Source organism: Pseudonocardia sp. Ae717_Ps2, from assembly GCF_001932475.1.
Lineage (GTDB): Bacteria > Actinomycetota > Actinomycetes > Mycobacteriales > Pseudonocardiaceae > Pseudonocardia.
On record NZ_MCIS01000001.1, the window covers coordinates 267,353 to 288,783 of the forward strand.

25 protein-coding genes are annotated in these 21,431 nt (G+C 74.2%); 14 read left to right on the forward strand and 11 right to left on the reverse strand.

Annotated elements, in window-relative coordinates; genetic code table 11:
* The first annotated feature begins 123 nt into the window (after window positions 1-123).
* The 3 genes from Ae717Ps2_RS01315 (at window position 124) to Ae717Ps2_RS01325 (ending at window position 2,495) form a co-directional block, all read left to right on the forward strand.
* Entirely contained in the window at window positions 124-756 is a 633-nt protein-coding gene (locus Ae717Ps2_RS01315; RefSeq protein ID WP_233147405.1) for a DedA family protein, read from the forward strand.
* Window positions 757-921: 165 nt separating this feature from the next.
* The gene (locus tag Ae717Ps2_RS01320) at window positions 922-1,782 is read left to right on the forward strand and encodes an ATP-binding cassette domain-containing protein (RefSeq protein WP_075308604.1); all 861 of its coding nucleotides are present in this window, start codon (window positions 922-924) and stop codon (window positions 1,780-1,782) included.
* A gap of 8 nt (window positions 1,783-1,790) precedes the next feature.
* Complete coding sequence (locus tag Ae717Ps2_RS01325) at window positions 1,791-2,495, forward strand: hypothetical protein (RefSeq protein WP_139318837.1); 705 nt, start codon at window positions 1,791-1,793, stop codon at window positions 2,493-2,495.
* Between the two features lie 95 nt (window positions 2,496-2,590).
* Here the strand turns inward: Ae717Ps2_RS01325 and Ae717Ps2_RS01330 are convergent, their stop codons facing one another.
* The gene (locus tag Ae717Ps2_RS01330; RefSeq protein ID WP_075312438.1) at window positions 2,591-3,274 is read right to left on the reverse strand and encodes a TetR/AcrR family transcriptional regulator; all 684 of its coding nucleotides are present in this window, start codon (window positions 3,272-3,274) and stop codon (window positions 2,591-2,593) included.
* Window positions 3,275-3,434: 160 nt separating this feature from the next.
* Between Ae717Ps2_RS01330 and Ae717Ps2_RS01335 the strand changes: the two genes are divergently transcribed.
* The 3 genes from Ae717Ps2_RS01335 to Ae717Ps2_RS01345 are packed head-to-tail and all read left to right on the forward strand — an operon-like array spanning window position 3,435 to window position 5,430.
* The gene (locus Ae717Ps2_RS01335) at window positions 3,435-3,794 is read left to right on the forward strand and encodes a GntR family transcriptional regulator (RefSeq protein WP_043280317.1); all 360 of its coding nucleotides are present in this window, start codon (window positions 3,435-3,437) and stop codon (window positions 3,792-3,794) included.
* Window positions 3,791-4,684: an ABC transporter ATP-binding protein gene (locus Ae717Ps2_RS01340; protein WP_043280315.1), complete on the forward strand. Its 894-nt coding sequence runs from the start codon at window positions 3,791-3,793 to the stop codon at window positions 4,682-4,684. Before Ae717Ps2_RS01335 ends, Ae717Ps2_RS01340 begins: the two co-directional genes overlap by 4 nt.
* Window positions 4,681-5,430: a hypothetical protein gene (locus Ae717Ps2_RS01345; protein ID WP_020625873.1), complete on the forward strand. Its 750-nt coding sequence runs from the start codon at window positions 4,681-4,683 to the stop codon at window positions 5,428-5,430. The genes Ae717Ps2_RS01340 and Ae717Ps2_RS01345 overlap by 4 nt, the downstream gene beginning before the upstream one ends.
* A gap of 55 nt (window positions 5,431-5,485) precedes the next feature.
* On the opposite strand, the gene Ae717Ps2_RS01350 is transcribed toward Ae717Ps2_RS01345, so the two are convergent.
* Together Ae717Ps2_RS01350 and Ae717Ps2_RS01355 are read right to left on the reverse strand one after the other, a co-directional pair.
* Window positions 5,486-6,043, reverse strand: a complete 558-nt coding sequence (locus Ae717Ps2_RS01350; protein ID WP_075308600.1) for a hypothetical protein — start codon at window positions 6,041-6,043, stop codon at window positions 5,486-5,488.
* The gene (locus Ae717Ps2_RS01355; RefSeq protein ID WP_020625875.1) at window positions 6,040-7,053 is read right to left on the reverse strand and encodes an NAD(P)-dependent alcohol dehydrogenase; all 1,014 of its coding nucleotides are present in this window, start codon (window positions 7,051-7,053) and stop codon (window positions 6,040-6,042) included. The genes Ae717Ps2_RS01350 and Ae717Ps2_RS01355 overlap by 4 nt, the downstream gene beginning before the upstream one ends.
* Window positions 7,054-7,248: 195 nt before the next feature.
* Here Ae717Ps2_RS01355 and Ae717Ps2_RS01360 point away from each other — a divergent pair, with 195 nt between their 5' ends.
* Window positions 7,249-7,683 (forward strand): VOC family protein, encoded by a 435-nt coding sequence (locus Ae717Ps2_RS01360; RefSeq protein WP_020625876.1) that lies wholly within the window; start codon window positions 7,249-7,251, stop codon window positions 7,681-7,683.
* On the opposite strand, the gene Ae717Ps2_RS01365 is transcribed toward Ae717Ps2_RS01360, so the two are convergent.
* Together Ae717Ps2_RS01365 and Ae717Ps2_RS35875 are read right to left on the reverse strand one after the other, a co-directional pair.
* Complete coding sequence (locus Ae717Ps2_RS01365; RefSeq protein WP_233147406.1) at window positions 7,684-8,877, reverse strand: class I SAM-dependent methyltransferase; 1,194 nt, start codon at window positions 8,875-8,877, stop codon at window positions 7,684-7,686.
* Between the two features lie 491 nt (window positions 8,878-9,368).
* On the reverse strand, window positions 9,369-9,677 hold the full coding sequence (locus Ae717Ps2_RS35875) for a hypothetical protein (protein ID WP_139318836.1): 309 nt from the start codon (window positions 9,675-9,677) through the stop codon (window positions 9,369-9,371).
* Between the two features lie 724 nt (window positions 9,678-10,401).
* Here Ae717Ps2_RS35875 and Ae717Ps2_RS35880 point away from each other — a divergent pair.
* The 3 genes from Ae717Ps2_RS35880 to Ae717Ps2_RS01385 are packed head-to-tail and all read left to right on the forward strand — an operon-like array spanning window position 10,402 to window position 12,383.
* Complete coding sequence (locus Ae717Ps2_RS35880) at window positions 10,402-11,160, forward strand: glycoside hydrolase family 16 protein (RefSeq protein WP_075332914.1); 759 nt, start codon at window positions 10,402-10,404, stop codon at window positions 11,158-11,160.
* Window positions 11,161-11,199: 39 nt separating this feature from the next.
* Complete coding sequence (locus tag Ae717Ps2_RS37190; RefSeq protein WP_075308592.1) at window positions 11,200-11,529, forward strand: hypothetical protein; 330 nt, start codon at window positions 11,200-11,202, stop codon at window positions 11,527-11,529.
* Window positions 11,523-12,383, forward strand: coding sequence for an HTTM domain-containing protein (locus tag Ae717Ps2_RS01385; RefSeq protein WP_075308590.1), 861 nt, complete (start codon window positions 11,523-11,525; stop codon window positions 12,381-12,383). The genes Ae717Ps2_RS37190 and Ae717Ps2_RS01385 overlap by 7 nt, the downstream gene beginning before the upstream one ends.
* On the opposite strand, the gene Ae717Ps2_RS01390 is transcribed toward Ae717Ps2_RS01385, so the two are convergent.
* Window positions 12,370-12,726: a tetratricopeptide repeat protein gene (locus Ae717Ps2_RS01390; protein ID WP_020624570.1), complete on the reverse strand. Its 357-nt coding sequence runs from the start codon at window positions 12,724-12,726 to the stop codon at window positions 12,370-12,372. The two genes, Ae717Ps2_RS01385 and Ae717Ps2_RS01390, sit on opposite strands and share 14 nt — an antisense overlap.
* A 74-nt stretch (window positions 12,727-12,800) precedes the next feature.
* Window positions 12,801-13,628, reverse strand: coding sequence for an NmrA family NAD(P)-binding protein (locus Ae717Ps2_RS01395; RefSeq protein WP_075308588.1), 828 nt, complete (start codon window positions 13,626-13,628; stop codon window positions 12,801-12,803).
* Window positions 13,629-13,723: 95 nt separating this feature from the next.
* Here Ae717Ps2_RS01395 and Ae717Ps2_RS01400 point away from each other — a divergent pair, with 95 nt between their 5' ends.
* Together Ae717Ps2_RS01400 and Ae717Ps2_RS01405 are read left to right on the forward strand one after the other, a co-directional pair.
* A complete protein-coding gene (locus tag Ae717Ps2_RS01400; protein WP_075308586.1) occupies window positions 13,724-14,101 on the forward strand; it encodes a helix-turn-helix domain-containing protein in 378 nt (125 codons plus the stop codon).
* A gap of 133 nt (window positions 14,102-14,234) precedes the next feature.
* Window positions 14,235-15,620: a glycosyltransferase family 2 protein gene (locus Ae717Ps2_RS01405; protein WP_075332915.1), complete on the forward strand. Its 1,386-nt coding sequence runs from the start codon at window positions 14,235-14,237 to the stop codon at window positions 15,618-15,620.
* 3 nt (window positions 15,621-15,623) lie between these two features.
* Here Ae717Ps2_RS01405 and Ae717Ps2_RS01410 read toward each other — a convergent pair whose 3' ends face one another.
* Together Ae717Ps2_RS01410 and Ae717Ps2_RS01415 are read right to left on the reverse strand one after the other, a co-directional pair.
* Window positions 15,624-16,769, reverse strand: coding sequence for an acyl-CoA dehydrogenase family protein (locus Ae717Ps2_RS01410; RefSeq protein ID WP_075308564.1), 1,146 nt, complete (start codon window positions 16,767-16,769; stop codon window positions 15,624-15,626).
* Window positions 16,769-17,497 carry a GntR family transcriptional regulator gene (locus Ae717Ps2_RS01415; RefSeq protein WP_158071439.1) on the reverse strand — a complete coding sequence of 243 codons (729 nt, stop codon included), beginning with the start codon at window positions 17,495-17,497 and terminating at the stop codon, window positions 16,769-16,771. Before Ae717Ps2_RS01415 ends, Ae717Ps2_RS01410 begins: the two co-directional genes overlap by 1 nt.
* A gap of 59 nt (window positions 17,498-17,556) precedes the next feature.
* On the opposite strand from Ae717Ps2_RS01415, the gene Ae717Ps2_RS01420 reads away from it, so the two are divergent.
* Together Ae717Ps2_RS01420 and Ae717Ps2_RS01425 are read left to right on the forward strand one after the other, a co-directional pair.
* Window positions 17,557-19,095, forward strand: coding sequence for a long-chain-fatty-acid--CoA ligase (locus Ae717Ps2_RS01420; RefSeq protein WP_075308560.1), 1,539 nt, complete (start codon window positions 17,557-17,559; stop codon window positions 19,093-19,095).
* A 48-nt stretch (window positions 19,096-19,143) separates the two neighbouring features.
* Complete coding sequence (locus tag Ae717Ps2_RS01425; RefSeq protein WP_020624913.1) at window positions 19,144-19,560, forward strand: hypothetical protein; 417 nt, start codon at window positions 19,144-19,146, stop codon at window positions 19,558-19,560.
* Here the strand turns inward: Ae717Ps2_RS01425 and Ae717Ps2_RS01430 are convergent.
* Complete coding sequence (locus Ae717Ps2_RS01430) at window positions 19,545-19,832, reverse strand: DUF1540 domain-containing protein (RefSeq protein WP_043279421.1); 288 nt, start codon at window positions 19,830-19,832, stop codon at window positions 19,545-19,547. The genes Ae717Ps2_RS01425 and Ae717Ps2_RS01430 overlap by 16 nt on opposite strands.
* A gap of 261 nt (window positions 19,833-20,093) precedes the next feature.
* Complete coding sequence (locus tag Ae717Ps2_RS01435; protein ID WP_075308558.1) at window positions 20,094-21,275, reverse strand: DUF418 domain-containing protein; 1,182 nt, start codon at window positions 21,273-21,275, stop codon at window positions 20,094-20,096.
* Window positions 21,276-21,431 lie beyond the last annotated feature (156 nt).

Here is a 21,431-nt window from a genome sequence, read left to right on the forward strand (position 1 = left end):
TTCCGGATCCGCCGCGCGCCGTTCTCGCCGCGCTGCTCGTCGGTCGAGCGGATCCGGCCCGCCCGTCGGGACCGGTCGAACCGGACCAACCGGGCGATCTGATCTTCAGGCACCATGGGGTGCGTGACGCAGTGGGTGTTCGACATCGTGGACCGGCTCGGCGCCGCAGGCATCGGGTTGCTGATCTTTCTGGAAAATGTGATCCCCCCGATCCCGTCGGAGGTGATCCTCCCGCTGGGCGGCTTCCGCGCCTCGACCGGCGCGATGAGCCCCATCGGCGTCTGGGCGGCGGCCACGATGGGGGCCGTCGCCGGTGCGCTGGTGCTCTACGCGCTGGGGCACTGGCTCGGCTACGAACGGGTGCACCGGCTGTGCGGCCGCCGTTGGTTCGTCGTCTCCAGCCAGAAGGACCTGGAGAAGGGGCTGGCCCTGTTCGAGCGCTGGGGGAACTGGTTCGTCCTCGGCGGGCGCTGCATCCCGATCGTGCGCAGCCTCATCTCGATCCCGGCCGGGATCGCCCGGATGCCGCTGCTGCGGTTCACCGCGTTGTCCGCGATCGGCAGCGGTGTCTGGAACGCGCTGTTCGTCTACCTCGGCTTCGCGCTCGGTGAGCGCTGGGAGGTCATCGAGGTCTACATGTCGCCGATCAGCAAGGTCGTCGCCGTGCTCGGCGCGGCGGTGATCGTGTGGCTGGTCGTGCGGAAGCTCCGGCAGCGCCGCAACCGCGACGCCGCGGTGTCGACCGGGACCGGCTGAACGCGCCGAGCCGACGCCCGGCTGCGCCGAACGGGTGATCTCGACAGCCCTGCGTACCGCCCCCGCCACGGGCCGTACCGCCGTGCCACCGCCGGCCCGGACGGCCGCGCCGCTGTGCGAACCTGATCGTCACGCACGCGGGAGACGAGCGGTGGAGGTGGTCGGGTGCGCCTGGTCGGGATCCACCACACCCACCCGTCGGGGGCGGTCGCGCTGCGCGGCGCCGACCTCGACGTCGACCCGGCCGTGCCGACCGTCGTGCGGGGCGGCAACGGGGCGGGCAAGTCCACGCTGCTGCGGATCGCCGCCGGCGCGCTCGCCCCGACCGCGGGTGAGGTCGAGGACGTCCCCGAGGTCGTCGGCTACCTGCCCGACCGCTTCCCGGCCGCTCGCAAGCTGACCCCGCGACGCTGGCTCGACCACATCGCCCGAGTGCGCGGCGTGGACGTCGACGACGCCGCCGACCGAGCCGATGAGCTCCTGACCGAGCTCGGGTACGACGGCGACGACGACGAGCCGATGGCCGACCTGTCCACCGGCAACGCCCGCAAGGTCGGGCTGGTGCAGGCGCTGGCCTGCGAGCCGGGGCTGCTCGTGCTCGACGAGCCCTGGAACGGCCTCGACGACGACGCCGCGGACGCCCTGACCAGGCTGCTCGCCGCGCGCGCCGCCCCGACCCTGCTGACCGACCACACCGGCACCGCGGCGGGCCTGCCCGGCGCCCGCCTGCACAGGCTGCGCGAGGGCCGGATCGCGACTGCCTCCGACCCGGACTCCGTGCCGCTGCCGACCGCGCCGCCGCCCGGGGCGATGATGCGCTTGGACATGGCCTGCGCGGGCGACCCCCGCCCGCTGCTGGAACGGGTGCTGCCGCCCGCCCGCGTCGAGGGCGCGGCGCCGGGCCGGTTCACCGTGCGGGTCCCCGCCCCCGAGAGCGACGCCTGGCTGGCGGCCGCGCTCGCCGCGGGCTGCGCGGTCCGCTCGGTGCGGCCGGTCCGTCCGGCTCCCCCGAGAGGCCGCCGGTGACGCGGCGGATGCGCTCGGCCTTCGCCGTCGCGATGCTGCTGGGCGAGGACGTCGGCCGCACCGAACGCTTCGTCGCCCCGCTGGTGCTCTACGCCGGCGCCCTCGCCGTGCTGTTCGGCGGGGCGCCCGGCCCGCTGCCCGCGCCGTGGGCGGCCAGCGCGCTGCTGCTCTACCCGGTCGGGGCCTGGCTGGCACACGCGCTGGCCGAGTCCGAGGACGACGACTCCCGCGCCGTCACCCTGTCCGCCGCGGGGGGCCCGTGGCCGGTCGCGGCCGGCGTGCTGATCGCCGCGACGGCCGGCGTGGCGCTGCTGGGGCTGCTCGCGGTGGTGTGGGGCGTGATCGCCGCCTGGGGCACGGCGACGACCGGGAGCCTGCTCGACGGCCTGCTCGCCCACCTGGCCTGCGGGATCACCGGCGCCGCGGTGGGGTCGGTGTTCTCGCGGCCGGTGATCCGCAACGAGGGTGTCGCGCTGATCGGTGCGCTGGTCGTGCTCGTGGTGACCGGGACGCAGCCGTGGCTGCCGCCGGTCGGGACCGCGGCCGCGGCGCTGGGGAGCGGGCGCCTCGGGGTGGGGCCGTTCGGCGACCTGATCGTCGCGCTGCTGGTGGCGGTCGCGGCGACGGCGCTCGTCGTCCGGGTCGAGCAGGGCGGGGTGCCGGGCGACCTGGGCGCACGCCTCCGCCGGCTCGCCGGGCGGCTGCGCCGCTGACCTGAGCCGCTGACCTGCGCCGCTGACCTGCGCTGCTCACCCGGAGCTAGTTCGACCGGCATCGGGCGGCGCCGCTCCTCGGGCCGGGGGAGCGCTCAGAGCAGGCCCGCGACCCGGCCCAGGCGTTCGACGGTGCCCGCGAACAGCGCGTCGCGGGCGTCGACGGCGTTCTCGAACTGGCCGAACAGCTCGAAGGACAGGTGCCCGAACAGCCCGGTCCATGCGGTGAGGGCGGCGAACACGGCCCCGTCGGACAGGTCCGGGAGGCCCAGTGCGGCGCGGACGCGGTCGGCGTCGGCGGCGAGCGCGGGGTCCGGTTCGGGCGCGTCGACGAGCGTCCCCGCGGCATGCGCGGTGGCCAGAGCGCGGGCGAGCGGCTCCAGGACCCGGGCCGCGACGGGGACGGTGCCGGTCGGCGCGTGGTAGCCCGGCACGGGGGAGCCGTAGATCAACGCGTACTCGTGGGGGTGAGCCAGCGCCCAGCCGCGCAGGGCCTGCGCGATCGCCCGCCACTGCTCGGCCGGGCTTGAGCCGGGGTCGGCCGCGGCGAGGGCGTCGGCGAGCGCGTCGTAGCTCTGCACGATCAGCGCGGTGAGCAGGTCGTCGCGGGTGGGGAAGTAGCGGTGCAGTGCCGAGGACACCATCCCGATCTCGCGGGACACGGCACGCATGGACAGCGCCGCCGCGCCGGTCTCGGCCAGCTGGCGGCGCGCCGCCGCGGTGATCTCGGAGACGAGCTCGGCGCGGGCCCGCTCGCGGGCGGTGCGGGAGGCGTTCACCGGGTCACCGTAGAGCACTGCATGAACAATGGTCGACGACGAGAGCGATGCTCTGCCAAGCGGAAGGTAGCGGCCGCCCCTGGACGCGGCGGCCTCTTGGCTCTATGGTTCATTACATGAGTAATGAACCACCGAGCTACGACACCGTGAGGCCGCCGTGATCGACGACGGCCGCCCGTTGTTCGCGCAGATCGCGGAGGACATCGCGTCCGCCGTGGTGGACGGGACCTACCCGGAGGAGACCCAGGTTCCGTCCAGCAACGAGCTCGCCGCCTTCCACCGGATCAACCCGGCCACCGCGGCGAAGGGTCTCAACCAGCTGGTCGCACAGGGTGTGCTCTACAAGAGACGGGGGATCGGCATGTTCGTCGCGCAGGGGGCGCGAACCCGGCTGTTGGAGAGCCGTCGCGAGGACTTCGCCCGGCAGTACATCGCTCCGCTGGTCACCGAGGCCCGCAAGCTCGGGATCGACCCCGAGCAGCTCAAGAAGATGATCGACGTCTGGGGGGACGACCGATGAGTACGAACGTGATCGCCATGCACGGCGTCACGAAGCGCTACGGCAGCGACGTGACCGCGCTCGACGACGTGACGTTCGCGCTGGAGGAGAACCGCATCCACGGGCTGCTCGGCCGCAACGGCGCCGGCAAGACCACCGCGATGCAGATCCTCACCGCGCAGAACTTCGCGTCCTCCGGGCGCGCTGAGATCTTCGGCGAGCAGCCCTACGAGAACGCACCGGTGCTCGCCCGCACCTGCTTCATCCGCGAGTCGCTGAAGTACCCGGACTCCTACACCGTCGGGCACGCACTGCGCGCCGCCGCGACCGTGTACCCGCACTGGGACCAGGCGTTCGCCGACCAGCTGGTCGAGGAGTTCGCGCTCCCGCGCACCCGGCGGGCCAAGAAGCTCTCCCGCGGCCAGGTCTCCGCCGTCGGCGTGATCATCGGACTCGCGTCGCGGGCCCCGCTGACCTTCTTCGACGAGCCCTACCTCGGTCTCGACGCCGTCGCCCGCCAGCTGTTCTACGACCGCCTGCTCGCCGACTACGCCGAGCACCCGCGCACCGTGGTGCTGTCCACGCACCTCATCGACGAGGTGTCCGACCTGATCGAGCACGTCGTCCTGATCGACGGCGGCCGGGTCCTGATCGACTCCGACGCCGAGGACCTGCGGGGGAGCGCCGTCACCGTGACCGGGCCGGTCGAGGCCGTCGAGCGGTTCGCCGGCGGGCACGTCGAGCTGCACCGCGAGCAGATGGGTGGCTTCCTGCGCGTGACGCTGTCCGGCGCGGTGTCCGAGCCCACGCTGCCGGAGCTGCAGTTCGAGCCGGTCTCGCTGCAGCAGCTCGTCGTACGCACCACCCAGCAGAACTCCGCCGCCCGCTCCGACCGGAAGGTCCTGTCATGACCACCGCCGCTGCCGTCGCCGAGGTCGACCGTCCCGTGACCACCGGGAGCAGGCTGGCCGCGGTGCTCCGGATGAACCTCGTCGACGCCCGCAACCGGGTCGGCATGCCCTGGGTCATCCTGGCCGCCATCTTCGCGATCAACGTGGCCGTCTTCTGGGCCGTGCGTGCCGGTACCGGCTCCCCCGAGGGCGGGGTCACCGGTGCGCTCGCCGCGCTGTTCTTCATCGTGGGGTCGCAGTACCTGGTCACGATGACGCAGGTGATGCCGTTCGCGCTGAGCCTGGGCATCACCCGGCGGCACTTCTACACCGGGGTGCTGTCCCTGCTCGCGGTGGAGACCCTGCTGCACTCGGTGCTGCTGACCGTGCTGTTGGAGATCGAGGGGGCGACCGGCGGCTGGGGTGTCGGGATGCAGTTCTTCGCGGTGGGGTTCCTGTCGGGGCAGAACGTGCTGCTGACGATGCTCTGCTACTGGGTCCCGATGTTCGTGGTCGGCGCCGTGTTCCTGCTGTCCGGAGCGGTCTTCCGGCGCTGGGGGCAGCTCGGGGTGTGGGCGCTGGGCGTCGGCGTCGGACTGGTGGTCGGGGTGGCAGTGGTGCTGGTGACGCTGCAGCAGGCATGGCCGGCGGTGGGCCGGTTCCTCACCGGGGCGCCGGTGCCGCTGCTGCTCGCCGGCTACCCGCTGCTGGTGGGGGTGCTCGCCGCCGTCGGCGGCTACCTCGTCGTCCGGCGCGCCCGGGTCTGACGGCGCGGCAGGGCCCGGCACCCTCGTGGGGGGTGGTGCCGGGCCCCGTCCGCGTTCACCCGTGCAGGACGACCTCGGCCCGCTCCGGGGCACCCCCGGAGCGGGCCAGCTCCTGCTCGGCGCGGCGCCAGCCGTCGCGGAACGGGGCGTACCCGGGCCAGTCCGCCCGATCCCGCAGTCGCCGCTCCCGCTCGTCGGCGGGCGCGTCCACCCAGATCGCGAGCGCGGTCACCGGCGCGAGCTCGGCCGCGCCGCTCCCGCACCCTTCCAGCACGACGACGGGTGCCGGTGCGAGCGTCCGCTCTGGACCCGGCCGGTCGTGCACCCAGTCCCACGACGTCCAGCGCAGCGTCGTCCCGGCGGCCAGTGGGTCCCCGATCCCGCGCCGGGCCAGTGCCGGGACCCTGGCCAGGCCGTCCCAGCCGGGGCACAGGTCCTCGATCTCGAGCAACGGGGCGGCGAGCCGGTCGGCCAGCTCCCGGGCCCGGGTCGACTTCCCGGCGCCGGAGAAGCCGTCGACGGTGACCAGCCGGTTCCCGGCCGGGCCGGCGGGCGCGGTGGCCACGAGCCCGGCGACGACGTCGGTCCACCCGGGACCGGCGGCGAGCCTCACGGACGTACGACCACTTTGACCTGCGACGGGTCGGGGGACAGCGCGTCGCCGACGTGGTCGAGGTCGACGTGCCCGGTCACCAACCGGTCCAGCTCCACCGCACCGGTGGCGGCCAGGCGCACCGCGGTGGGCCAGGTGTTGGCGTAGCGGAAGGTGCCGGTCAGGGTGATCTCGCGGGACTGCAGCGCCGACACCGGCAGCGTCATCTCGTCGGCGCCCATCCCGACCAGCACCGCGGTGCCGCCGGGGCGGACCGAGGGCAGCCCGCCCAGCACCGCCGCCGGCACCCCGGAGCAGTCGACGAAGGCGTCCACCCCGGACACGTCGGTACCCGGGGCGACGACGTCGGTCGCCCCGAAGTCGCGGGCCAGCGCGGCACGCGCCGGGTCCGGGTCACTGACGACGACCTCCGCGGCCCCGAGCACCGCGGCCACCTGCGCGACGAGCAGACCGATCGGCCCGGCACCGGCGACGAGCACCCGCGACCCGGCCCCGGTGCGCGCCTTGTGGTGCGCCCACAGCGCGACCGAGAGCGGTTCGAGGAGCGCGGCGGCGTCGTCGGAGACGTGCTCGGGGACGGGGTGGGCGAAGTCGTCGGCGACCGTCACGTACTCGGCGAACGCGCCGTCGACCGGCGGGGTCGCGAAGAAGACCATGTCCGGGCACAGGTTGTAGGCGCCGGTGTGGCAGTAGCGGCAGCGCCGGCACGGCACGCCCGGCTCCAGCGAGACCCGCTCGCCGATCCGGCCGGTGTCGACGCCCTCGCCGACGCCGACGATCCGCCCGGACGGCTCGTGCCCGAGCACCATCGGCTCACGCAGCACGAACTCCCCGATCCGGCCGTGCCGGAAGTAGTGCACGTCCGAGCCGCAGGTGCCGACCGAGGCGACCCGCACCAGCACCTCGCGCGGGCCGGGGCGGGGGACCGGGCGCTGCTGGACCTGCAGCTCTCCGGCGGCACGCAGCACGCTGCACCGCATGGACTCGGGGACCTCGGCGATCGTCGTCACGCGGCCGACGGTTCCACGCCCGGCCGGGGGCGGGCAACGCGACACACACCGACCGGGCGGGACGTGCCGGTACCCGTGCGGCCGATCATGGGACGGCGGCCGTCCGCACCCCGGGCGGGCGCCGGTGGTGTACTGCACCGCGACGAGGAGCAGGCCCGGTCATCCCGCGGGTGGCCGGCGAGGAGAAGGACGCCCATGGGTTCGGCCATCGAACGACCGGCGGTCACCGGCTTCCACCACGTGTCGGCCGTCGTGACCGACGTGGAGTCCAGTGCGCTGTGGTACCAGCGCGTCCTCGGGCTGCAACGGCTGCCGATGACCTTCCCGCACCACGGTGCGGGCGGTGGCGACCCGGAGAAGGCGGCCCTGCTGCTCGACGCGGTCACCGGGGTGATGATCGAGCTGCACGCCGACGGCGACGGCAGCCCGGTCCGCGGGGCCCTGGACCACCTGGCGTTCGGCGTCGCGGACCGGGCCACCCTCGACGACTGGGCCGCCTGGCTGGACGCGCTCACGGTGCCGCACGGCGGCGTAGTCGACCGGACCGACCCGACCGACTACGCCACCCTGGAGTTCCGCGACCCGGACGGCATCACGCTGGAGTTCATCCACTTCCCCGGGCGCGGCTGATCAGGCGCTGCCCGGCTCCACGCAGACCAGGCCCCACGGCCGGTCCTCGACCCGGGTCATCACCACGGTCGCGTGCCGCGACCCGCGGCCGCGCAGCCTGCGGGCGAGCGCCTCGACGTCGCCGGCCAGGCCGCGGCGGCGCACGTCGACCGCCCCGACGTCCAGGTCGCGGAGCAGACGCGGCAGCCGCTTCTGGTCCCACGGGCGGGAGTCGAGCACCCGCAGCGGGCGGGCGAACGGGGTGGGCGGGGGCTCGTCGTCGCCGGTCAGGAACGCGATCCGCGGGTCGATCCGCGACGTCGAGGTGGCCCGCGCGAGCGCCGACACCAGCCCGGCGCGGGTGACGGCCGGGTTCGGGTCCAGCAGCCACCCGCCCGGCTCGCCGACCGCGATCCCGGTGTCCCCGTCCGGCGGGTCGGGCTCGCCGGAGAGCTGGTGCACCCCGTCGTCGTGGACGACGGTGGCGCGCGTGCGGGCCCCGGCCACCGCCGGCGACCAGGCGCACGCCTCCTTCAGCTCGCGCCCGAGCGCGAGGAACTCGATCTCCCAGCCGGCCGGGACGGTGTCGTGGTCGATGCCCGGGGCCGCCTTGACCCCCACCGCGCCGACCCGGCCGGTCAGCCCGACGCACCACTCCAGCGGCGGCTCGGACTCCCCGGTGCGCAGCCGGCCGCCGCCGGTGCGCCGGGCGGGGTCGACGAAGACACCGTCGGCGCCGGACAGGTCGACATCGCGGACGTCGGAGCGCACCGTGCGGGCCCGCCCCCCGTGTACGGCGGCGTTGCGGGCCGCCATCCACAGGTGCACCGGGTCGAGGTCGACGCCGGTGACGTCGTGCCCCGCGGCGACGAGCGACACCAGGTCCCCGCCGATCCCGCAACACAGGTCGAGCACCGTGCGGCCGGCGAACCGCGCGGCGCGGTGCCGTGCGATCACCTCCGACGACGCCTGTTCGAGCCCGTCACGGGTGAACCACATCTGCCGTGCCCGTGCGAACTTGCGGGCCGCCCGGTCGCGCAGGTCGGCCTGGGCCATCGCGTCGGCTACCAGCTCGGCGTCGTGCTCGCGGCGCAACGCGGTACCCAGTCGCAGCGCGGCGTCGCCGCCACGATCGGCGACGGCGAGCCGGTCCAGCAGTGCGGTGCCCTCCGGCCCGGCGAGCCGCTCCAGCCGGGCGATCGGATCGTCGATCACGACCCCAGTGTCCACTGGTACCGGCGGCACCGCTCCGGCCGGCGGCCACCGCTGGTGGCCGGAGCACCTGCGGCGGGCTGGAGCGACGGGCCGGCGTCCGCCGTGACCGGGGCGCCGTCGCGGGTCGCGGTGCTGGTCCGGGGGCAGGCACCGGAGACATCGCCCGCCCGGCCCTGACCAGCGGCGATCTGTGGCGACCGCTCGAACGGAGCAGCGGACTCATCCCCGTCGTCCCACTGATCCCGATTATTCCCGCGTTCCTTTGTGTCACAACGCAATCGGAGCACCGGATGGATTCGGGTGACCGCCGTGAGGGTGAGTTCGTCCCTCATACAAGTGGCGGGAGTGGCTGTTGTGCACTGTGTGCTTCTAGTTTCCTCGATATCGGACAAGGCGGACACCGATGGGACGGGAACGGGGCCAATGAGGCGTGGACTGGCACGACGCACAGTGATGAGCGCTGCGGCGGTGGTGACGGTGAGTGCCGTCTTCTATACCGGAGGGGTGCTCCTGATCACCGACGGCGCGCCTCTGCCCGCGGCGAGCGCACCCGTCGTGTCCGGCGTCGCCCCGCAGCCGGCGCTGCCCGCGGCGCCCGGCGTGCTCGCCGAACCGATGTCCAGCCCGTCGGGGAGCTCGGGGAGTCCGGTCGACTCCGCTCTGCGATCGTCGTCCTGGGCCGCAGGCGCCGGGACGACGGCGAGCGAGACCGTCGTGCGGGGCGCCGAGGACACGACGAGCTCGGCCGCACCCGAGGGGGCGGCCGTCGGTTCCGCGCCTGCCGCTTCCGTGCCGCCCACGCGGGCCACCCTGGGCGCTCCGTCCGCGCCCTCCGGGAAGGCCGCGGACGGAGCCACCGCTCCGGCTCCTCCCGCCAAGGCTCCGACCGTGCCGGTGACCGCGTCCGCTCCACGGGATCCGGCCGCCGCAGCGGTGGTCCCCGTGGCAAAGCCCGTCCCGGCAGCCGGGACCGCCCCCACCGCTCCCGCGGCGCCGGCCGGGAAGCCCGCCGCTCCGGCAGTGGCTCCGGCTCCGGCGGCCAAGCCCGCTCCGGCTGCGGCTCCGGCCCCGCGGCCCGCTGCTCCGCCGGCTGCTGCTCCGCCGGCCAAGCCTGCTCCGGCGGAGAAGCCCGCTCCGGCTGGGGCGCCGACTGCGGCCCCCCAGCCTGCGGGTCCGCCGGCCGCTGCTCCGGCGGAGAAGCCGGCCCCGGTCGACACACCTGCACCGGCGGAGAAGCCCACTCCGGCCGACACACCTGCACCGGCGGAGAAGCCGGCGACCCCGCCGGCAACGACCCCGCCGGCAACGACCCCGCCGGCAACGACCCCGCCGGCAACGACCCCGCCGGCAACGACCCCGCCGGCAACGACCCCGCCGGCTCCGGCCCCGGGTGACACCCCCACGGCCCCGGCCGAGCAGCCCGCCCCCGACCCGGCGGAGACTCCGTCCACGGAGCCGGCCACCCCGCCGGTCGACAAGCCCGCGTCGCCGGGAGACCCGGCTGCCCCCACGGAGGAGCCCGCCGTGACCGACCCCTCGGCCCGACCGGCCGACCAGAGCAGGCCCCGCCCCGGCGCCACCAGCGCGGCCGAGCGCTACGGCTGGGGCGTGCCGCTGCCGGCGTCGGACGAGTTCGACTACACCGGACCGCCCGACCCGGCGAAGTGGAACCAGGCCGGCGAGTGCTGGCCCGGTCACGCCGGCAACGGCGGCCGCTGCGCCAGCCGGTCCACCGTGAAGGACGGCAAGCTCGTCCAGACCGGGCTCCGCAACGGCGACTCGGCCTGGATCTCGTCGAAGTTCAACCAGCAGTACGGCCGCTGGGAGGCACGCGTCCGCTCCGAGGGCACCGGCCCGAACAACGGCAGGCAGTACCACCCGCTGCTGATCATCTGGCCGCAGTCGGACCGCTGGCCCCAGGACGGCGAGTACGACTTCCTGGAGAACGGTGCCCCCGGCGAGCGGTGCGCCGAGGCGTTCATCCACTACCCGCACGGCCGCGGCGCGGTCCAGCAGGAGCACGCCAAGGAGAGGAACTGCGGCGCACCACTGAGCGAGTGGCACAACGTCGCGATCGAATGGACGCCCGACCACGTGAAGGGCTTCATCGACGGCAAGGAGTGGTTCTCCTTCTCCGACGGCGCCCGGTCCGGCCGCAGCAACATCCAGGCCATGCCGAGCGGGCACCTGACCATCCAGCTCGACAACTTCTTCGGCGGCAACATGCAGCCGGCGACCTACGAGGTGGACTGGGTCCGGATCTACTCCCTCGACCCGGAGTGACCGGCTAACGCCCGGACGTCGTTGCGCGATGGGACGGGTGTGTCGCTACTCACGCGCAGGACCGCGGGATGGCTGCTGGCGGGCGTCGTCGTCGTGGAGGCCGTGATCCCCGCGGTCGGTCTGCTCACCACGGACCCGCCGCGCCGCTACTCGTGGAGCATGTTCGTCGCCTCCTCGACGGAGTACGCCTACTCCGGACGGACCGCCGACGGCGCCCTCCGGAGTCTCGACACGGCGGCGCTGCCGTGGCCGCAGCGGACCGTCCACTACGGGTCCACGGTCCCGGACCTGCTGTGCGCGGCGAACCCCGACCTCACCGCGGTGTCCCGGACCTGGGACGGCCGTCCGGAGCGGGAGCAGTCGTGCTGAGGATCCCCGACACGCTTCCGGCGCGGCCGCTGGCCGGGTACCGCATCCTGGTCGGGCTCGTCGCCGGGGCGAAGGCGCTGGAGCTCGGCGTGAGCCCGCTGCTCGGGACCCGGGCCGGGCCGCTCTTCGGGGTCGGCCCGGTGCTGCCCGCGCCGGTCTGGCTCGCACTCGGCGCGGTGATGGGGCTGGCGGCGCTGGCCCTCGTCGTCGGGTGGAACGCGCGGGTGGCGGCCCTGGTGGTCGCGTCGTGCACCGCGGGCTTCGTCTGGGGCGCGGGCTACTACTCCAACCACACCTACCTGCTGTTCACCGTGGCTGTGCTGCTGTCGTTCACCGACTCCGACGCGGCCTGGTCGGTCCGCTCGTGGCGTGACCAGGGGACCTGCCGGGTGTGGGCGGCGCCGGTGCTGGTGCTCCGGGCGCAGATCACGATCGTCTACGTCTACGCCGCGCTCTCGAAGATCCGCCCGGACTTCCTGTCCGGCAACGGGCTGGCGTCCTGGGCGTGGGACTCGGTGCTGGTCCCGGCGGCGATCCTGACCCCGCTGTTCCTGGTGCCGATGGCCTTCGGTGCGGTGCTCACCGAGCTGTTCGTGGCGTTCGGCCTGTGGTCGTCGCGGCTGCGGCCGGTCGCCGTCGTCGCCGGGCTCGGGCTGCACCTCGGCATGATCGTGATGCTGTCCGACGGGGTGCACGCCGCGGTCGAGCTCGGGCTGTTCGCCACCCTCACCTGCGGCGGCTACCTGCTGTTCGTCGACCGTGTCCCGGTCGTCGACGGGCTCACCGGCCCGGTCGTGGTGCCCCGGCAGCGCCGGTCGGAACCGGCGCTGCCGAGCACGGTCACCCGGCGCTGACGCCCATCGCCTCGGCCAGCCGCAGGTGCGGTGCGGCCTCGTCGTGACGCGAACGGCGCTGCAGGGTGCGCCCCAGGAGCAGGTGGGCGTAACCGTCGGCGGGCTCGCGCTCCACCAGCTCGCGGAGCTCGGTCTCGGCCCGGCCGAGCTGCGCGGAGTGGTAGTACGCGCGGGCCAGCAGCAGCCGGACCGCGGTGGCCTCGGGCTGCTCGGCGACGAGCTCGGCGAGCACCGTCGCGGCCCCCGCGGGGTCGCCGGAGTCGAACAGGTACCCGGCGTGCTCCCACCGGTCGGCAGGCCCTGCTTCCGTCCCGGTCATCCAGGACAGCGCGTCGATCCTCATCGGTGCGGCCTCCTTCCGGCCCGTTCGGTTGATACGTCAACCACAACCGCGGCGCCGGTCGTTCTGTTCCCGGCTCAGGCCAGGGAGGCGCGGACCAGCTCGGGCATCCCGGTCGCCGGACGGCCGAGCAGCGCCGCGAGGTCGTCCGACGGCTCGGCGAACAGCCCCGACGAGATGAGTCCGCCCAGGAACGCGAGGTCGCCGGCCTCGTCGAGCGGGATCCGGCGGTGGGTCACCGGCCGCCCGGACTCCGCGGCGATGGTCGCGGCCAGCTCGTCGTAGGTCCACAGCGGACCGCGCAGCTCGTAGGCGCGCCCGGCGTGCTCGCCCGGCCCACCCGCCACGACGACGGCGGCCGCCCGCGCCAGGTCCGCGATCGTGGCCGTGTTCAGCGCCCGGCCGCCGTCCGCGGCGACCGTCTCCCCGGCCTCGATCGCCGCTCCGACCACGGCCGGGTTGACGAACATGTCGGAGTAGAAGGTGTTGCGCAGCGGTGTCGCCGGCAGCCCGGAGTCGCGCAGCAGGCCCTCGGTGACGGTGTGGTCGGCGAGGAAGCCGGGCGCGTCGGGCCGGTCGGCCCCGACGGCGCTGGTGTAGACGACGTGCCCGACGCCGGCCTCGGCCGCGGCCCGGACCACGTTGCCGTGCTGGCGCTCGCGCACCCCGGGGGTCACGTCCGAGCCGGACACGAAGAGCAGACCGTCGGCACCGGCGAACGCCGCCTTCAGCGAGGCCGGGTCCTCGTAGTCGCCGACATGCACCCGGACCCCGGCCGCTGCCAGGTCGGCGACCTTCTCCGCGGACCGGGCGAGCACGCCCACCTGCTCCGTCGGCACGGTCTCCAGCAGCGCCCGCACGGCCGCGCCCCCCAGCTTCCCGCTCGCCCCGGTCACGATGATCATTGCTGTCTCCCCATCTCGTTGTGGACGGTGGCCACACTGCCGGATAAGCTTTCGATCGGTAAGTACGTACCTAGGGGTAAGTAGGTGGTTGCACGGTGAGCACGCAGGTGGAACGGCGCACGGGGCTGTTCTCGGGTGACGCGTTCAACAGCAGCTGCCCGTCGCGGTCCGTCCTCGACCACGTGACGTCGAAGTGGGCGGTGCTCGTCCTCGTCGTCCTGTCCCGTGGGGACCACCGGTTCTCCGCGCTCCGCCGGGCCGTCGGCGGGATCAGCGAGAAGATGCTGGCGCAGACCCTGCGCACCCTGGAGAGCGACGGGTTCGTGCACCGTGAGGTCGTGCCGACCACCCCGCCGCAGGTCAGCTACGGCCTGACCGAGCTCGGCCACGGCGTGACCGGTCACCTCGCGGGGCTCGTCGGCTGGATCGAGGACCGGATCCCCGAGGTGCTGGCGGCGCGCGGGCGCTCCTAGGCCCCGGCCTCGGGGCTCGTGGCGGGTCTGCGGCACCGGGCGGGGCCCCGTCCGGGGTGGCGCGCCCCACACTCCGTGGTCCCCACAGGTCGGTCTCAGCGTCGTCACAGCGACGGTGAGCAGGATGGGGCTCATGGCGACGACTCCCGACGTACCGACCTGGGTGGGTGAGCTCGACCGGCTCGCCCCGGCCCGCGACCTCGAGGTCGATCCGCGGTTCGCCGCGGCACGGCTGCTGGTCACCGTCGGCGGCACCCCGCAGGGCCAGGTCACGGTGCCGCTGAGCGGCGGCCGGGCGACGGCCGCGGAGCTCGCGCTCGCCGTGGGCGGGCTGCCCGCGGCCGACACCGTCGCCGCCGCGCCGTCCGCGACCGACCCGGTCACCGTGGTCGTCGCGACGCGCAACCGCCCCGAGTCGCTGGCCCGCTGCTTGCGCGCGGTCCTCGCCTCCGATCACCCGGCGCTGTCAGTCGTCGTCGTCGACAACGACCCGGACGACGAGCGGACCGAGCTGGTCGTGCGTACCGCGGGCTCCGACCGGGTCCGCTACGTCCGCGAGCCGCGTCGCGGCGCGTCCATCGGGCGCAACCGGGGTCTGGCCGAGGCGCGCACCGAGATCGTCGCCTTCACCGACGACGACACCGAGGTCGACCCCGCCTGGGCCTCCCGCATCGCCGGCGCCTTCGCCGCCGACCCCGAACTCGCCTGCGTCTCCGGCCCCGTCCTGGCCGCCCGCCTCGCCAGCCCCGAGGAACGCGCCGCCGACGTCGCCCTGGCCTGGAACAAGGGCTTCACCCCGCGCCGGTTCACCCTCGCCGAACCCCCCGCGGACTCCCCGATCTTCCCCTTCGCCCCCGGCCTGTTCGGCATCGGCGCCAACCTCGCCGTCCGCGCCAGCGCCGCCCGCGCCGTCGGCGGCTTCGACGAGGCCATGGGCCCCGGCACCCCCACCCACGGCGGCGAGGACTGCGAGTTCCTCGTCCGCATGATCCTCGCCGGCCACGTCCTGGGCTACGCACCCGGCGCCTACCTGTGGCACCACCACCGACCCGACCAGGCGGCGCTGACCGCCCAGCTCGAGGGCTACGCGATCGGGCTGGGCAGCTTCCTGGCGAAGGTGGCGCTGTCCCCGCAGGGCCGGTCGGTCGCACTGCGCCGACTCCCCGCCGCGGTCGCCCGGCTGCGCCACATCTCCGACCGCGAGGCCGGTGCCGGCGACGCGATGCCCGACAGCGGGTTGGTCGAGCGCGGCAGCCGGCTCGCCCGTGGCGGCTGGGCCTACCTGCAGCGGTCCCGTGAGGTGCGCCGCAACGGTGGCGCGGTGCCGCCGATGCGGCTGCCCGAGCGGTCTGCGCTCGTCCCGGCGCACATCCGCCGTGCCGCCGAGGCCGCGCGGGTACGCGCCGAGGCGGCCGCCCACGTCGGCCCGACGGCCGTCCCCGCCCCGCGCCCCGACCAGCAGGCCGAGGCGGACGACGACCGCGGGGCCGCGGAGCTCACCCGGAACTCCGCGGCCTGAGGCCTACAGCCCGTAGGACTTGCCGATGATGTCGCGTTGGATCTCGCTGGTCCCGCCGTACACCGTCGAGACCACGCTCTGGCGCAGCAGCCGCTCCATGCCGTACTCGGTGGCGTAGCCGTAGCCGCCGAGCATCTGCATTCCCTCCAGGGACAGGTGCTTGGCGAGTTCGGTGGCCTTGAGCTTGGCCATCGAGGCCTCGCGCGGGAACAGCGCTCCGGCCGGGGCCTCGTCGATCACCCGCGCGGTGTCGTGCACCAGGAGCCGGGTCGCCTCCAGCTCGGTGGCGTTGTCGGCGATGCGGTGGCGCAGCGCCTGGAAGGTGCCGACCGGACGGCCGAACTGCTTGCGCTCCTTGACGTAGGCGACGGTGTCGTCGAAGGCGCGGCGGGCGAGCCCGAGCATCAGCCCGGCGAGCATCATCCGCTCCAGGTTCAGGCCGGCCATGAGCTGGCGCCAGCCCTGCCCCTCGGTGCCGACGACGGCGTCGGCGGGCAGCTCACAGGCGTCGAAGTAGAGGTCGTTGACCTCCTTGCCGCCCATCGTCTCGATACCGCGCACGGTCAGCCCCGCGGCGTCGGCGGGGACGACGAACATGGTGAGGCCGTCGTGCTTGCCGCCCTCGGTGGAGGTGCGGGCGACCAGCAGGATGTGCGACGCGATGTGCGCGTTGGAGCACCAGGTCTTCTGCCCGTCGATCCGCCAGCCGGTCTCGGTCTTGGTCGCCTTGCACTTCAGACCGCCGACGTCGGAGCCGGCCTCGGGCTCGGACATCGAGATCGCCAGGACGTTGCCCCGGCACATCCCGCCGAGCAGCTCCTGCTTCTGGTCCTCGGTGCCGAACTTCTCGATCGCGGCCGCGGTGATGGCGGTCGTGCCGAACCCGGCGATGGGGGCCTGGCCGTAGGCGGTCTCCTCCAGGAACACGAGCAGCTCCCGCATGCCCTGGCCCGCGCCGCCGTAGGCCTCCGGGGCCGCGATGCCGACCCAGCCCAGCTCGGCCATCTTCCGGTACAGCTCGTCGGAGTGGGCGTGCCGGCCGCCGTCGGTCAGCTCGTCGCGGCGCTCCTTGGAGCCGACCTCGCGGCGGCAGAACTCACCGATCGCGGTGGCCAGGGCGGCCTGCTCCTCGGTCAGGGTGACGGGCATCAGATGACTCCTTCGTCGTGGTGGGTCCACATTCCGGTGCGGTCCAGGTGTGCGAGCAACAGGTCGCGGCCGTCGAGGACGTGGCGGCGCATCGCAGCCCGTGCCGCGTCCGGGTCGGCGGCGCCCAGTGCGTCCAGCAGGACGACGTGCGCGTCGACCGCGCCGGTCCGCCAGGCGGGCGAACCGGTGTAGAAGTGCGCCGGTAGGTAGTGCGACGAGCGCCCCACCAGCCAGGCGAGCTTGCGCGACCCCGCCGACCGGTTGATCTCGGCGTGCAGCCGGTGCTCGGCGGACACGAGCGGGTCCAGCTCGGCCGGGTCGTGGGTCTCGGGGGTGTGTTCGCACAGCCGGGCGATCCGGTCGGCGAGCTCGCGCAGCGGTGCGAGGTCGGCGGGGGACAGCCGCTGCGCGGCACGCGCGGCCAGCGTCCCGGTCAGGTCGGCCTGCACCTCGAACAAATCCGCGACGTCGTCGCGGGTCAGCTCGGCGACGACGAACCCGCGCCGCGGCACCGCGTGGACCATGTCCTCGGCGCGCAGCGACTGGAGCGCCTCGCGGACCGGGGTGTGGCTGACGCCGAGGTCGGCGGCGATCCGGTCCATCCGCAGGAAGGTGCCCGGTCGGAGCTCGCCGGACAGGATGCGGTCCCGCAGGACGAGCGCGATCCGGTCGGGCAGCTGGGGGGGGCGACCCGGTGAGAGGTCGAGCACGGAGTCGGCCGTCGACACGGCGACTATCATATACGATTCCGTCGAACCTGCGTCACCGACGACCGAGGGAGAACGACGTGCCAGGTCAGAGCTCTGCCGAGGACTTCCGGCTCACCGACATCCTGGCCGATCCGGCCCGCGCGGACCTCGTCGCGCTGTCGGTCGACGGCGTCGCCACGACCTACGGTGAGCTGGAGCAGCGGGCCGGGCGGACCGCGGCGGCGCTGCGCGACCTCGGTCTCGGCGCGGGGGACCGCGTCGTGTGGATCGGGAAGAACCGGCCGGAGTTCCTGGAGCTGCTCTTCGCCGCCCCGCGGATCGGCGCCGTGTCGGTCCCGCTCAACACCCGGCTCACCGAGGCCGACCTGCTGGCGCTGGTCGACGACGCCCGCGCCGGGCTGGTGGTGCTCGGCCCGGACTTCGCCGGGCTGCGCGCGGCGTTCGGAGAGCGGCCGGTCGTCGTCGTGGGGGAGGACCACGCGGCCTGGCGCGATGCCGCGACCACCGTCCTGCCGCCGTCGCCGCCTGCCGGATCCGGCCCGGACGACACGGTGCTGCAGCTCTACACGTCCGGCACCACCGGCCTGCCCAAGGGTGTGCTGCTCGCGCACCGGCAGTTCAGCGCGCTGCTGCTCGCCGCCGGGCACTGGTCGATCGACCACACGTCGTCGGCGCTGGTCGCGATGCCGCTGTTCCACATCGGCGGGGTCGGCTATGCGCTGGTGTGCCTGGCCGCCGGCGCGCGCTGTGTGCTGGTCGCCGACATCGTCCCCGGCCCGCTGCTCGACACGATGACCGACGAGCGTGTCACGAACGCCTTCCTCGTCCCCGCCGTGCTGCAGATGTTGTCCGCGGTGCCCGGTGCCGCCGACCGGGACTGGTCGGCGCTGCGGTCGATCGCCTACGGCGCCTCGCCGATCACGGTCGGCGCGCTGCGTGCGGTCGTCGAGACCTTCCGGGCGCCGCTGTTCCAGGTCTACGGCGCGACGGAGACCACCGGTGCGATCACCCAGCTCGACCCGGCCGACCACGACCCGGACGGCCCGCGGGCACACCTCATGCGCTCGGCCGGGCGGCCCTACCCGTGGGTCGAGCTGACGATCGTCGACCCGGCGACCGGCCGCGTACTCGGCCCGGGCGAGGTGGGGGAGGTACGGATCCGCTCCGACCAGGTCACCGCCGGCTACTGGAACCGGCCGGAGGACACCGCGGCCGCACTCGGCGACGACGCCACGCTGCGCACCGGCGACGGTGGCTACCTCGACGCCGAGGGTTACCTGTTCCTCACCGACCGGATCAAGGACATGATCGTCACCGGCGCGGAGAACGTGTACCCGATCGAGGTGGAGAACGTGCTGTCTGAGCATCCCGACGTCGCCGACGTCGCGGTGATCGGGGTGCCCGACGAACGCTGGGGCGAGGCGGTGAAGGCCGTCGTCGTGCCGCGGCCGGGGGCGACGGTCGATCCGCAGGAGATCATCGAATGGTTGCGCCCACGGATCGCGGGCTTCAAACGGCCCCGCTCGGTCGACGTCGTGGAGGCGTTGCCGCGCAACCCCAGCGGCAAGATCCTCAAGCGCGAGCTGCGCGAGACCTACCGCAAGGCCTTCACCTGACCGAGATCATCGGTTAGCCTCGCCTCAGTCCCGGTGAGGGAGGGCTTCATGTCTCTGCGTCTGCCGACCGGCAGCATCACGGTGCTGCTCGGACCGTCGGTGCAGCGTCGCCGCACGATGAACCGGCTCGACGACGCGAGTGGTCGGTGCGCGGACGGGCACGATGCCGTGGTGCGCAGGCTCGGCGCGCGGGCGACCGAGTCGGCGGCCGACCGGCTGGCGTCGGTGGAGGCGGTCCGGCGGGGTCCGACCGCGATGGTCCTCGCCGACCGCCTGACCGACGGCCTCGACGCGCACGACCGCAGCACGGTGCTCTTCGCACTGCGGGCGGTCGCCGCGGACGGGGTCGCCGTCCTCGTCGACGACATCGACCCCGTCGCGGCCCTCGCCGTCGCCGACGGCGCGTTGCGCGTCGACGAGCGCGGCGAGGTCCGGATGGAGGAGCTGGCCTACTTGGCCTCGTAGGTGAGGCAGTCGGCGGCGTCGGCGCCCGCGCCGATGTTCACCGACGACGCGGTGCACTCGAGCTTCTCGTTGAACCGACAGTCCGAGCGGTGACAGGCACCGACGAGACCGTTGCCGCTGCCGCCGCGGAACGAGATCTCGACGAAGGTGCCGCAGTGGGCGTGCTCACCGGAGATCGTGATCGCCCCCGCACCGCAGCTGGAGTCGGAGTTGTAGGAGCAGCTGGTGGCGGCGCACTGCTGAACCTGGGGCATGTCCTGAGCCGTGGTCATGGCGCTCAGGTTGTCGGGGTCGCGTGACGCGCGCCAGGCAACAGAGGCTCGCCTGACCGGCGGTGCGGGCCGCCTCACTTGCGCCCCCGACCTGGGCGTCTGTTGCGGCACACCTCTCAGTTGAGTGGTGTGAATCACATTGCGCACCCGTCGGATGGGTGATTCGCGGTGGTCGTGAAGATGGCCGGGCGATGGCGCGCGCCTGTCGGCCGGCCTGCGCCGATCCACGGACGCGACACCGTGGCGCGGCGCCGACCGCGGTCAGGCTGTCGCCGGGCGTGGAGCGGTCCGTCCGGTGCCGTAGGTGAGGCGGCGCAGGAGGGCCTCGGCGGGGCCTCGTCGGCCGGCGCGGTCCAGGGCAGCGGCGATGACCACGGTGGCCACCCACGTGGCGACGGCGACGGCGGCGGCCGTCGCGGCGCCGAGCCGGCCGCCGAGGTCGAGCAGTGCCGGCTCGGTGGCGACGAACCAGACCGGTGACTGCGCGATGTAGAAGGTCATCGACCGGCGACCGCAGGCGACCAGTGCGTTCGTGATCGGTCCGCGCCGCTGGCCGAGCCGGTCCGCGACGAGGGCGACCGCGGCCATGTAGGCGAGCCCCCCGGCGATCCCGGTCGCCGCGAACGTGGCCTCGGCCAGTGCGCCGGCCGCGCTCGAGTCCGGGGTCCACACGCCCACCGCCTGCAGCGCGACCGGCTGTGCGCCCAGAACCGCGATCGGGAAGCCGAGCAGTACGACCCGGGTCAGGAGCCGCCGGTAGCGGGCGGGTTGCTCGAGCAGTCGCATCCGGCCGGCCCAGACCCCGATCAGTACCGCGGGTGCGACGCTCAACCCGGCCAGGGGCAGCACGGCGAGTGCGGACGTGCGCAGCGCCATGCTGTCGAGCAGGGTCGGCCCGACTGCGAGCGGGGCATCCGCGGTGACCAGCTGCAGGGCGGTGGCTGCGGCGATCCCGAATGCGAGCGTGATCGCGAACACGGTCCACAGTCGGCCGCTCGACCAGGTCACCACCCCGGCGAACAGCAGGGCGAACACGCCGTAGGAGCCGATGATGTCCCCGCTGTAGAGCAGGACGACGTGGGCGATGCCGAACACGATCAGCCAGGCACCGCGGCGGCGGATCAGCCGTCGTGCGTTGGCCGGGTCTGCGCCGGGTCCGGTCTGTCGTCGGGTCATCTGCACGAGGCCGTAGCCGAACAGGAGTCCGAAAAGGGGTGCGGCCCGCCCGTCGACGAAGGAGGTCAGGAGCCACTGGACGGCGACGTCCACCGGGCCGCCACCGGCAGGTCTGGCGAGCAGGTTGCCGCCCGCGTGCAGCATCCGGGAGTGGGCGAGGGCGATGAGCAGCAACATCACCCCCCGCGCCAGGTCCGGCGCCAGCAGGCGCTCGGAGACCGGTGTCGGCGAGACCCCACCGACCGCGGGCCGACCACGTCGCGACATGGAACGGAACGGTATGCACCCGGCCGGTTCCGCACATCGGTCCGCAGGAGGGCTCCGCTCCTCCGGAGGGCGGAGCCGCGTCACCGTTCGACCCGTCCTCCGGAGGACGGAGCCGTGCGCGACGGTCGAGCGGTGGTGGGCGATGATCCTGTCTCC